Annotated in this window: 11 protein-coding genes (1 of these 11 cut by a window edge); 9 read left to right on the forward strand and 2 right to left on the reverse strand. The window is 64.1% G+C overall.

The genetic code is table 11. From position 1 onward, the window contains the following. Window positions 1–228 precede the first annotated feature (228 nt). Together ACNJYD_RS35735 and ACNJYD_RS35740 are read left to right on the forward strand one after the other, a co-directional pair. Window positions 229–1401, forward strand: coding sequence for an acetyl-CoA C-acetyltransferase (locus ACNJYD_RS35735; protein WP_439364757.1), 1173 nt, complete (start codon window positions 229–231; stop codon window positions 1399–1401). A gap of 189 nt (window positions 1402–1590) precedes the next feature. Beyond that, complete coding sequence (locus tag ACNJYD_RS35740; RefSeq protein ID WP_439364758.1) at window positions 1591–3135, forward strand: acyl-CoA synthetase; 1545 nt, start codon at window positions 1591–1593, stop codon at window positions 3133–3135. A 111-nt stretch (window positions 3136–3246) separates the two neighbouring features. On the opposite strand, the gene ACNJYD_RS35745 is transcribed toward ACNJYD_RS35740, so the two are convergent. Next, window positions 3247–3789 (reverse strand): methylated-DNA--[protein]-cysteine S-methyltransferase, encoded by a 543-nt coding sequence (locus ACNJYD_RS35745; protein WP_172787007.1) that lies wholly within the window; start codon window positions 3787–3789, stop codon window positions 3247–3249. 135 nt (window positions 3790–3924) lie between these two features. On the opposite strand from ACNJYD_RS35745, the gene ACNJYD_RS35750 reads away from it, so the two are divergent. The 7 genes from ACNJYD_RS35750 to ACNJYD_RS35780 all read left to right on the forward strand — a co-directional run bounded on the left by ACNJYD_RS35750 (window position 3925) and on the right by ACNJYD_RS35780 (window position 11611). Next, window positions 3925–4743: an alpha/beta fold hydrolase gene (locus tag ACNJYD_RS35750; protein ID WP_172787006.1), complete on the forward strand. Its 819-nt coding sequence runs from the start codon at window positions 3925–3927 to the stop codon at window positions 4741–4743. Between the two features lie 3 nt (window positions 4744–4746). After that, window positions 4747–5559, forward strand: coding sequence for an alpha/beta fold hydrolase (locus tag ACNJYD_RS35755; protein WP_439364759.1), 813 nt, complete (start codon window positions 4747–4749; stop codon window positions 5557–5559). Between the two features lie 174 nt (window positions 5560–5733). After that, window positions 5734–6411, forward strand: a complete 678-nt coding sequence (locus ACNJYD_RS35760; protein ID WP_439364760.1) for a GntR family transcriptional regulator — start codon at window positions 5734–5736, stop codon at window positions 6409–6411. Window positions 6412–6554: 143 nt separating this feature from the next. Further along, window positions 6555–7355 (forward strand): phytanoyl-CoA dioxygenase family protein, encoded by an 801-nt coding sequence (locus tag ACNJYD_RS35765; protein WP_212260004.1) that lies wholly within the window; start codon window positions 6555–6557, stop codon window positions 7353–7355. Window positions 7356–7513: 158 nt separating this feature from the next. Further along, window positions 7514–8827, forward strand: a complete 1314-nt coding sequence (locus ACNJYD_RS35770) for an NAD(P)H-dependent oxidoreductase (protein WP_439364761.1) — start codon at window positions 7514–7516, stop codon at window positions 8825–8827. Between the two features lie 276 nt (window positions 8828–9103). Further along, a complete protein-coding gene (locus ACNJYD_RS35775) occupies window positions 9104–10195 on the forward strand; it encodes a TRAP transporter substrate-binding protein (protein ID WP_212260001.1) in 1092 nt (363 codons plus the stop codon). A gap of 324 nt (window positions 10196–10519) precedes the next feature. After that, a complete protein-coding gene (locus ACNJYD_RS35780; protein ID WP_172787000.1) occupies window positions 10520–11611 on the forward strand; it encodes a TRAP transporter substrate-binding protein in 1092 nt (363 codons plus the stop codon). Between the two features lie 208 nt (window positions 11612–11819). On the opposite strand, the gene ACNJYD_RS35785 is transcribed toward ACNJYD_RS35780, so the two are convergent. Continuing rightward, window positions 11820–12077 carry the end of a hypothetical protein gene (locus ACNJYD_RS35785; protein WP_439364762.1) on the reverse strand. Its footprint extends 339 nt past the window's final position, so only the last 258 of its 597 coding nucleotides appear in the window; its start codon lies beyond the right edge, outside the window — the gene reads right to left on this strand; its stop codon occupies window positions 11820–11822.

Consider the following 12077-nt stretch of genomic DNA (forward strand, 5'->3'; position numbering starts at 1 on the left):
CTCGCGGCCACTAGCAATTTCTCTGCCGTGGAATTTTTCCCGGCGGGGAGCCTGTTCGGAACGCTGGTAGCCACGGAGATCCCTGTTTGGCCGCTGGAAGCGGGGCGCAGATAAGCGCAAGCAGCGCCTCATCACAAGAGTTAATTGATCGATTGACTAAACGATCTCCGGTCCCTTAAATCCGTCCCCGACAACCAAACCCAATCAAGAATTCAGGGAGAGACCGACATGGCCGAGGCTTACATCGTCGCCGCCGCGCGTACCGCCGGCGGGCGCAAGGGGGGCCGCCTCGCCGGCTGGCATCCGGCCGATCTCGCCGCGAAGGTGCTGGACGAGCTGGTCGACCGCACCAAGGTCGACCCCGCCCAGGTCGAGGACGTGATCATGGGCTGCGTCATGCAGGTCGGCGAGCAGTCCAACAACGTCGCGCGCAACGCGATCATGGCGTCAAAGCTGCCGGAGAGCGTGCCCGGCACTTCGATCGACCGCCAGTGCGGCTCCTCGCAGCAGGCGTTGCACTTCGCCGCGCAGGCGGTGATGTCGGGTGCGATGGATGTCGTGATCGCCGCCGGCGTGGAGTCGATGACGCGCGTGCCGATGGGCCTGTCGTCGCAGCTTCCCGCCAAGAACGGCTTTGGCAATTACAAGAGCCCGGGCATCGAGAAGAAGTATCCGAACATCGTGTTCAGCCAGTTCACCGGCGCGGAGATGATGGCCGAGAAGTACGGCCTCTCCAAGGATGAGCTCGACCAGTATTCCTACAACAGCCATCAGCGCGCGATCGCGGCGACGCAAGGAGGCCACTTCAAGAAGGAGATCGTGCCGCTCGACATCACCCGCGCCGACGGCAGCAAGGACACCCATCACATCGACGAAGGCATCCGCTTCGATGTCACGCTCGACGGCATCAAGGGCGTCAAGCTGATCGCCGAGAACGGCAAGCTGACCGCGGCCAGCGCCAGCCAGATCTGCGACGGCGCCTCCGGCGTCATGGTGGTGAACGAGAAGGGCCTGAAGCAGCTCGGCGTCAAGCCGCTCGCGCGCATCCATCACATGACCATGACGGGCGGCGATCCCGTGATCATGCTCGACGCTCCCTTGCACGCGACCAAGCGTGCGCTGGAGAAGGCCGGCATGAAGATCGGCGACATCGACCTGTTCGAGGTCAACGAGGCCTTCGCCTCGGTGCCGACCGCATGGCTGAAGACTACGGGCGCCGACCCCGAGCGTCTCAACGTCAATGGCGGCGCCATCGCGCTCGGCCATCCGCTCGGCGGCTCCGGCACCAAGCTGATGACGACGCTGGTCCACGCCCTGCACCAGCGCGGCAAGCGCTATGGCCTGCAGACCATGTGCGAAGGTGGCGGCATGGCCAACGTGACGATCGTGGAACGGCTGTAAGCCGCGGCCATACAAACGGTGTCGTCCCGGACAAGCGCGCCTCAAGCGCGCGCCGATCCGGGACCCATAACCACAGGAGACTGTGGTTATGCTGCGCCGGAGCTCCATCTCGTTTCAACAGCCGAGGCCTGTGGTTATGGATCCCGGCCTTCGCCGGGATGACACCTTTTTTGTTGCGAGATCTCGACCATGACCCACCCCTCCATCCACGCCAGGACGACGCCCGACAAGATCGCCTACCAGATGGCCGGCACCGGCAAGGCGATCACCTATCGGGAGCTCGACGAGCTCTCGAACCAGGGCGCGCAGCTGTTCCGCTCGCTTGGCCTCAAGGCCGGCGACCACATCGCGCTGTTGATGGAGAACCGCCTCGCCTTCATGGAGCTCTGCTGGGCCGCACAGCGGAGCGGGCTCTATTACACCGCGATCAGCCGCTACCTGAAGCAGGACGAGATCGACTACATCATCGCCGATTGCGGCGCCAAGGTCGTGATCACCACACCGAAATGCGCCGAGCAGATCAAGGACCTGGTCAAGGGCACGCCCGGCGAGCCGATCTTCTACATGATGGACGACCCCCTGCCCGGCTTCCGCTCCTACGACAAGGAGGCCGCGGCGCAGCCGACCACGCCGATTGCGGATGAGGTCGCCGGCTACGACATGCTCTATTCGTCGGGCACCACCGGCCGCCCGAAGGGAATCAAGAAGGCATTCGAAGGCAACAGAATCGACGTGCCGAACGCCTTCCTGCGCGTGCTCTGCGCCGACATGTGCGGCATGAACGCGGAGAGCACCTATCTGTCGCCGGCCCCCCTCTATCACGCGGCGCCCCTGCGCTTCAACATGATGGCGATCGTGCTCGGCGGCACCTCCATCATCATGGAGCATTTTGACGCCGAAGAGTTCTTGAAGCTGGTCGAGAAATACAAGGTGACGCAATCCCAGCTGGTGCCGACCATGTTCGTGCGCATGCTGAAGCTGCCGGACGAGGTGCGCGCCAAGTACGACGTCTCGACGTTGAAGGGCGCGATCCACGCCGCCGCGCCCTGCCCCATCGACGTCAAGGCAAAGATGATCGAATGGTGGGGACCCATCCTGATCGAGTATTACGCCGGCTCGGAAGGCAATGGCGTCACCGTCTGCAACTCGCAGCAATGGCTGGAGCACCGCGGCAGCGTCGGCCGCGCCGTGGTCGGCAAGATCAAGATTCTCGACGAGAACGACGAGGAGCAGCCTGTCGGCGAGATCGGCACCGTCTATTTCGCCGACGCACCCGCCTTCACCTATCACAACGATCCCGAGAAGACGAAGAAGGCCTACAACGCCAAGGGCTGGTCCACGCTCGGCGATGTCGGCTATCTCGACAAGGACGGCTTTCTCTACCTCACCGACCGCAAGTCCTACATGATCATTTCCGGCGGGGTGAACATCTACCCGCAGGAGACCGAGGACGTGCTGATCACGCACCCCGAGGTCGCCGACGTCGCCGTGTTCGGCGTGCCGAACGAGGAGATGGGCGAAGAGGTCAAGGCGGTGGTGCAGCCCCACCACATGAGCCGCGCCGGCAAGTCGCTCGAGGCCGATTTGATCGCCTATTGCAAGAGCCGCCTCTCCGCCATCAAGTGCCCGCGCTCGATCGATTTCGAAGCCGAGCTGCCGCGCACACCCACGGGCAAGCTGGTGAAGCGACACCTGCGCGATCGGTACTGGCCGAAGGCGGCGGCGAAGATTTAGGACGGGATACGTAGGGTGGGTTAGCGAAGCGTAACCCACCACTGTCTCTATCCGCGGAAACAGAAGAGGTGGGTTACGCCTTCGGCTAACCCACCCTACACATCCCTCACCTCAATCAAACAAGCTCGGCGTGTGGTTCACCAGCGCGCCTTCGATCTCGAGCATCTTCAGCTTCGTCACCACGCCGCCATTTGCCGAGAACCCGCCGGGCTTGTTGCCGGCCGCCAGCACGCGATGGCAGGGCACCACGATCGGGCACGGGTTGCGGCCGAGCGCCTGGCCGACGTCGCGCGACAGCTGGACGCCGCCGAGCTGTTTTGCGATGTCGCCATAGGTGATGGTCTTGCCGGGCGGGATCGCGCGGGCGATCTCGTAGACGCCGCGATTGAACTCGGGCACGCCGTCGAGGTCGAGCGGGATGTCGGTGAGATCATCCGGCTCGCCGGCGAGCAGTCTTGTCATGCGGTCGATCGCCTCTCGCACCTCGGCGGTCGGCTCGGCTTCGGTGGCGTCGGCATGGCGCTGGCTGATGCGGGTGCGGATCTTCTGCTCGCCGCCCATCGGCAATTGCGTGCCGTTGATGCCGCGCGGGCCCCAGGCGATGGCGCACAGGCCGATCCGTGTGTCGAACAGGGCAAAATGCTGGTCGCTCATGGCTTGGATCCTGGCTTGCTTTCGTTGCAGGCCCCACTTTCAACTCACGCCAAATCTAGGCTTGGAAATAGTTGCGATCCACCCGGTTTCCGGGAATCTTGCACAGAAGTTCCGATCCTCTCTCGCGAGTCCATAATGCAGAGCCTTCACGTCAACGGATACGACATGCCCTATCTCGACGTGGGCGAAGACAGGGGCCGACCGCCGCTGGTCTGCGTGCATGGATCGCTGAATGATTTCCGGGTCTGGGGCTGCGTGCTGGGCCCGTTGACGCAGCGGCATCGGGTGATCGCCGTCAGCCTGCGCCACTTCTTCCCGGAAAAATGGGATGGGGTCGGCGACACCTATTCGATCGCCCAGCACGCCAGCGACGTCATCGCCTTCGTCGACAAGCTCGATCTCGGGCCGGTCGATTTGATGGGCCATTCCCGCGGCGGGCATATCTGCTTCCGCGTGGCGCAGCAGCGGCCCGATCTCCTGCGCCGGCTGATCCTGGCCGAGCCCGGGGGCGAGCTCGATGCGAGCCTTGATCCGGATTACGTCGGCGGCCCCTCGCCGCTGCTGGCGCGCTTCACGGCCTCGGCCGAGAAGATCGCTGCCGGCGATGTCGACGGCGGGCTCGCCGTCTTCGTCGACACGCTGGAAGGCCCCGGCACCTGGCCGCGGCTGCCGGCGATGGTGAAGCAGAATTTGCGCGACAACGCCTACACGCTGATCGGCCAGGTCCGCGACAATCGCCCGCCGTTCTCCAAGGTGGACGCGGAGGCGATCAAGATGCCGACGCTATTCATCCTGGGCGCGCGAACCAAGGGCCTGTTGCCAAAAGTGCTGCATGCGCTCGCGGCGCATGTGCCCTATTCCAAGACGGCGATCATCCCGAACGCGACGCATCCGATGTTCGAGCAGGCGCCGCAGAAATTCTCCGAAGTGGTTCTCGATTTTCTGGCGAGCTGATCCATGCAGAGCTTCCGCGTCAATGGTTACGACATGGCCTATCTCGAAGTCGGTGAGGGCCCGCCGCTGGTCTGCGTGCACGGTACGCTGGGTGATTTTCGCACCTGGTATTCGGTGCTCGGCCCGCTGTCGAAATCCCATCGCGTGATCTCGGTCAGCCTGCGGCATTTCTTTCCCGAGCATTGGGACGCGATCGGCGACGACTACAAGATGGCGCAGCACGTCGCCGATACGATCGCCTTCATCGAGCAGGTCAAGCCTGGCCCCGTCGACCTGATGGGCCATTCGCGCGGCGGCCACATCGCCTTTCGCGTGGCGCAGGCGCGGCCTGATCTGTTGCGCAAGCTGGTGCTGGCCGAGCCCGGCGGCGATCTCGACGCATCCCTGCCAGTGCCCGAAGGCACGCCCGCGCATCCGCCGCTGGCGGCCCGCACCGCGCGATCGGTCGAGATGATCCGCGCCGGCGACCTCGAGGGCGCGCTGCGGAACTTCTACGAAGGCATCGAAGGCGACGGCTCCTGGCGGCGCGTGCCGGCTGCGGCCAAGCAACAACTCCGCGACAACGCGCTCACCTTCCTCGGCCAGATCAACGAGCAGCGCCGGCCCTACACGCTGAGCGATGCGCAGGCGATCAGGACGCCGACGCTGCTGATCGGCGGAGGCGCCACCACCGGCAGCCTGTCGGTGATGTGGCGCGTGCTGGCCGCGCACATCGCGGGCGCCGAGACGGCGGTGATCGCGAACGCCGGCCATTGGATGTTCGAGCAAGCACCGCTGGAGTTCGGCGAGGTGGTGAACGGGTTCCTGGCGAAGTAGCTCCTCCCGTTTCGACGAAACAACCCCATGCGCAGTAGACGGCCCAAGCAATATCAATAGCTTAAGCAGGGCCTAACATTGGGCGTCCTGACGCGGTCAGCCGTGCTTGACCCCCGCCCGTCCCGGGAGTAGCTTCGAACACGGAATTCCGTATTCCTTTTTGGAGCTGACGGCGTGATTCCTCTCGACCCGCTCCCGAACCTGATCGACCAGGTCTATTCGCGGATCCTGGAGGCGATCTCCGACCGCACGCTCCAGCCCGGCCAGCGCATCCGGCAGAACGAGCTCGCCGACAGGCTCGGCGTGTCGCGCCAGCCGGTGTCGCATGCGCTGCATCTGTTGCACCGGCAGGGCCTGGTCGCCGAGAGCGGCCGTCGCGGCTTTGAAGTGACCCAGCTCGACCCTGCGCGCATCCGCCAGCTCTACGAGGTGCGCGGCGCCATCGACGCGCTGGCGGCCCGCCTTGCGGCGACACGCGCGGCCCGCGACGCGGCGGGACGCGCGCGACTGGAGACAGCGCTCGCCGCCGGGCGCCGCAGCGACCACAACACGATGCTATCCGAGCTCATCACCCTCGATGTCGATTTTCACCGCGCGATCTATCAGCTCGCCGGCAATCCCGTGATCGAGGAGACCATGGCGCCGCAATGGCCGCACATGCGGCGCTCGATGGCGACGGTGCTCTCCGAGCTCGACTATCGGGCCAAGGCCTGGGCGGAGCATGCCGATATTGCCGGAAACATTCTAAGCGGCAACGCCAAAGCGGCCGAACGCGCCGCGCTGGCGCACGCGCAGACGGCCGGACGGATGACCGAGGAGAGATTGCGGGCAGCGGACGAGGCGGCGGCGTAGCGATTGCCACCGTCATTCCGGGGCGATGCGCAGCATCGAGCCCGGAATCCATCGGGCGGCAGAGACTGCGGGGAAATGGATTCCGGGCTCGCGACTTCGTCGCGCCCCGGAATGACGAAAACAAACAAACAGGAGGACGACCCATGAGACTGTCCCAGGAGCAATTGGAGTTCTTCCACCGCGAGGGCTGGCTGTTCCTGCCCGAATTGTTCGCCCAAGAGGAGGTCGACCTGCTCGCGCGCGAGGCGGTCGGCATTTACGACGCCAACCGGCCCGAAGTCTGGCGCGAGAAGAGCGGCGCGCCGCGCACGGCCTTTGCCGCGCATCTCTACAACGAGGCCTTCCGCATCCTCGGCGCGCATCCGCGCATGATCGAGCCGGTCGAGCAATTGTTCGGCGAGCCAGTCTACATGCACCAGTTCAAGATCAACGCGAAATCGGCCTTCACCGGCGACGTCTGGCAATGGCACCAGGATTACGGCACCTGGAAGCGCGACGACGGCATGCCGGAGCCGCGGGCGATGAACATCGCGATCTTCCTCGACGAGGTGATGCCGATCAACGGCCCCTTGATGCTGGTGCCGCGCAGCCAGAATGCCGGCGATCTCGAGGCGTCGCACGATCTCGCCACCACCTCGTATCCGCTGTGGACGCTGGACGAGGACACGGTCACGCGCCTCGTCAAGCAGGGCGGCATCGTCGCACCCACGGGCAAGCCGGGCGGCATGCTGATGTTCCACGGCAATCTCGTGCACGGATCGAGCGGCAACATCACGCCCTATCCGCGCAAGATCGTGTACCTGACGCTGAACGCGGTCTCGAACCATATCCGCACACCGACGCGGCCGGACTACATCGCGCATCGCGATTTCACGCCGATCAAGACGGTGGACGACGACGCGCTGCTGCGGCTGGCACGTGCGCCGCGGCAGGCGGCGGAGTAATTTGCACTCGTGCCCCGGACGCAGCGCAGCACGTCAGTGATGCGCTGCTGAGCCGGGGCCCATGCTGCACGGATAGCTTTTCTCTGGGTCCCGGCTCTGCGCAGCAACGCTACGCGTTGCAGCGCGTCCGGGACACGATAGTTTCGCAGGACATCCCCATGAACCTCTTCCGCCTCCTCCAGGCCCGCGCGTCCGCCGGCAAGCCCGTTCGCGTCGCGCTGATCGGCGCCGGCAAGTTCGGCTCGATGTTCCTCGCCCAGGTGCCGCACACGCCGGGGCTGGAGGTGCCGATCATCGTCGACATCGACCGCGACCGGGCACGCGAGGCCTGCCGCACCGTCGGCTGGGACGCAGAGCGCATCGCCGCCACGGTGTTCACCGATGACGGCGCGCGCGCCATCGCCGGCGGCGGCATGGACGTGGTGGTGGAGGCGACCGGCAATCCCGCCGTCGGCATCCGCCACGCGCGCGCCGCGATCGCGGCGGGCAAGCATATCGTGATGGTCAATGTCGAAGCGGACGTGCTGGCGGGCCCGCTGCTCGCCGAGGAAGCGCGCAAAGCCGGCGTGGTCTATTCGCTCGCCTATGGCGACCAGCCGGCGCTAACGGCGGAGATGGTGGATTGGGCGCGGGCCACCGGCTTCCGCGTCGTTGCTGCCGGCAAGGGCACAAAGTACCTGCCGGCCTATCACGACGTGACACCCGATGGTGTCTGGCAGCATTACGGCCTGACCGCGGGCGAAGCGCAGTCGGCCGGCATGAATCCGCAGATGTTCAACTCCTTCCTCGACGGCACCAAATCGGCGATCGAGATGGCCGCGATCGCCAATGCCTGCGGCCTCGACGTGCCCGCGGACGGCTTGCTGTTTCCGCCCTGCGGCGTCGACGATTTGCCGCATATCATGCGGCCGCGCTCGCGCGGCGGCGTGCTGGAGCGATCAGGCCTTGTCGAAGTCGTCTCCTCGCTCGAACGCGACGGCCGGCCGGTGTTTCGCGACCTGCGCTGGGGCGTCTATGTCGTGCTGGAGGCACCGAACGACTATGCTGCCGACTGCTTCCGGCAATATGGCCTGAAGACCGATTCCAGCGGACGCTTCGCCGCCATGTACAAGCCCTATCATTTGATCGGGCTCGAGCTGAACATCTCGGTGCTGGCGGCGGCGCTGCGGGGCGAGGCCACTGGGCAGCCTTACGGCTTCCGCGGCGACGTCGCGGCTGTGGCCAAACGCAATCTGCACGCCGGGGAGATGCTGGACGGCGAAGGCGGCTACACGGTGTGGGGCAAGCTGTTACCGGCGGCCGCGAGCCTCAAGGCTGGCGCCCTGCCGATCGGGCTCGCACATCGCTTGAAGCTGAAGCACGACGTCGCCCACGGCACGGTGGTGCGCTGGAGCGATGTCGAGTTCGATGCAAACAACGAGACGATCAGGGTGCGAAAAGCGATGGAGACGGCTTTCGCGAAGGAGCGGTAAGGAAAGAGATCGGCGCCACGGGCGCCTCGCCTCTCGCGCTTGCGGGTGTCTGTCGCGCATTCGCAGGCGCGAGATGGCAGGTGGCTTGATTGTCGCGAGACGAACGGTCATCCTTGCTGACGGAATGCCATCATAGTGGGGATTCCAACAAGAAGAGGCCCATCAGGGTCGTTCGGAAACGCTATCAAACCTCAAACAAAACAACGCCGAGTCTCAAAAAGAACGAACGATCAAGTTCGTTCCGTGTCGAAGGCATCGGCATAGCGGAGGGTCCGCATGAAACGTCGTGATTTCCTGAAGGTAACGGGCGCGAGCCTGGCAGCGAGCACCGCAGTGGCGGCGCCCGCGATTGCGCAAAGCTCGCCCGAGATCAAGTGGCGGTACGCCACGAGCTGGCCGAAGGCGCTCGATACGCTCTATGGCGGCTGCGAATATTTCTGCAAGCAGGTCGCCGACCTCACCGACAACAAATTCCAGATTCAGCCGTTTGCGGCCGGAGAGATCGTTCCAGGCCTGCAGGTACTGGACGCCGTCTCCAACGGCACGGTCGAGATCGGCAACACCGCGCTCTATTACTACTGGGGCAAGAATCCGGCCTTCACCTTCGCAACCGCACTGCCGTTCGGCTTGAACACGCGGCAGCAGATTTCCTGGCTGTTGTGGGGCGGTGGGCAGGATCTCGTCAACGACCTGCTTAGGGAGCACAACGTTTATGGCATCCCGACCGGATCGACCGGCGCGCAGATGGGCGGCTGGTTCAGGAAGGAGATCAAGAGCCTCGACGATTTGAGGGGCCTGAAGATGCGCATCGGCGGTTTCGCCGGCACGATCCTCTCCAAGCTCGGCTGCGTGCCACAGCAACTGGCTGGCGGCGACATCTATCCGGCGCTGGAGAAGGGCACCATCGACGCCGCCGAATGGGTCGGCCCCTATGACGACGAGAAGCTAGGTTTCGTGAAGGTCGCCAAATACTACTACTACCCCGGCTGGTGGGAAGGCACGAGCCAGGGCCACAACATCATGAACATCGAAAAGTGGAATGCGCTGCCCAAGCATTACAAGGCGGCGATCGACGCGGCATCGCGCGATACCTTCACCTGGATCACCGGCAAATACGATGCAGTGAATGCGCCGGCGCTGAAGCGGCTGATCGTGAACGGTGCAATCGTCAGAGGCTTCCCGCAGGAGGTGCTCGAGGCCTGCTACAACGCCGCCAACGAGATCTACGCGGACCTCTCCAAGTCCAATCCGCATTTCGGCAAGATGCATGCGAGCATGATGGCGTTCAAGAACGACTCGCTGCCCTGGACGCAGGTTGCGGAGCTGAGCTACGACAGCTTCATGGCGCGGATGCGCGCCAAGACATGAGGCGCTGAGACCCCCCACGACTAAAGACGAAGAAGCCCCGGAGATGCCACCATCTCCGGGGCTTTGGTCGTTTTGCCGGTCGTTTCGGGCCGGAAGCGGCGGTCAAACCTCGGCTTCGCAATTGCGAGCGCACTGACGGCGCTTGATTATCGCAAGGCGACCGGTCATCCTGACGCCATTCCGCAATGCGCGGAATCCAAAAAGAGCCCGAAGGGCCTTCGGAAACGCCAAAATTTTTAAAACACCCACGTCGATCATCGGCGACGCAAAGACGACACCAAGATCGTTCCCTTGTCGAAGAATCGGCGCAACGGAGGGATACGCATGAAACGTCGTGATTTTCTCAAAGTGACCGGGGCTGGGCTGGCCGCAAGCACGGCCGTTGCCGCGCCGGCCATCGCACAATCGTCGCCGGAAGTGAGATGGCGCCTTGCGGCGAGCTGGCCCAAGGCGCTCGATACGCTCTATGGCGGCTGCGAATATTTCTGCAAGCGCGTCGCCGAAGCCACCGACAACAAATTCCAGATTCAGCCGTTCGCCGCCGGTGAGATCGTGCCAGGCCTGCAGGTGCTCGACGCCGTCTCCAACGGCACCGTCGAGATGGGCAACACGGCGCTGTATTATTACTGGGGCAAGAACCCGGCGTTCACCTTCGGCACGTCGCTGCCGTTCGGATTGAACACACGCTCGCATATTGCCTGGCTGCACTTCGGCGGCGGCACCGACATGCTCAACGACCTCCTGAAGGAATACAACGCCGTCGGCATTCCGACCGGTTCGACCGGCGCCCAGATGGGCGGCTGGTTCCGGAAGGAGATCAAGTCGATGGAAGATTTCAGGGGACTGAAATTCCGCGTCGGCGGCTTCGCCGGCACGATCATCGCCAAGGTCGGCGGCGTGCCGCAGCAGATCGCGGGCGGCGACATCTATCCGGCGCTGGAAAAGGGCACGATCGATGCGGCCGAATGGGTCGGACCTTACGACGACGAGAAGCTCGGCTTCGTGAAGGTCGCCAAGTATTACTACTATCCGGGCTGGTGGGAAGGCACCGGCCAGGGCCACAACATCATGAACCTCGACAAGTGGAACGCGCTGCCGAAGCAATATCAAGCCGTGATCGAGACGGCGTCGCGCGACACCTTCACCTGGGTCACGGGCAAGTACGACTACGTCAATCCGCCCGCGCTGAAGCGCCTGCTGGTGGCCGGGGCGATCCTGAAGCCGTTCCCGCAGGAAGTGCTCGAGGCCTGCTACAATGCCGCGGGCGAGATCTACGCCGATCTCGCCAAGAACAATCCGCACTTCAGCAAGATGTATTCGAGCCTCACCGCCTACCGCAACGAGACGCTCGCTTGGCAACAGGTGGCGGAGCTCAGCTTCGACAGCTTCATGATGCGGATGCGGACGCGGACGTAAGCACATCGCAGGGCAAGCGGCGAAACGACGAAAGCCCCGGAGAGATCTCCGGGGCTTTCTGCCGTTGAACGGCTCTCGTAGGGTGGGCAAAGCGAAGCGTGCCCACGCGTCAGTTCAAGCTAAGAAGACGTGGGCACGGCGCGCCTCGCGCGCCTTTGCCCACCCTACGAGGGCGAATGCGCGGCGCAAGCAACACACGCAAACATCCTCAATTCTCATCGTCGCCGAGCGCGGCAACCAGCTTGTCGTAATACTTGGCGACGAGATCGATGTTTGCCTTGTTCTCGACCGGCGGCACCGGCGTCTTGAGCGCCTGGTTGAGTTCGTCGAGGGCTTCCTTCTTGTCCTTGGCCGTCATCTTCTTGTCGGTCTGGATCTGCGCGATCTGCGCTTTGATCACCGCTTCGGGACCGACGTATTTCTTGGTGGCGGGATCGAAGCCGCCGATGACGAGGCTGATGTTGTC

The sequence above is a fragment of the Bradyrhizobium sp. SPXBL-02 genome (assembly GCF_051853065.1).
GTDB lineage: Bacteria > Pseudomonadota > Alphaproteobacteria > Rhizobiales > Xanthobacteraceae > Bradyrhizobium.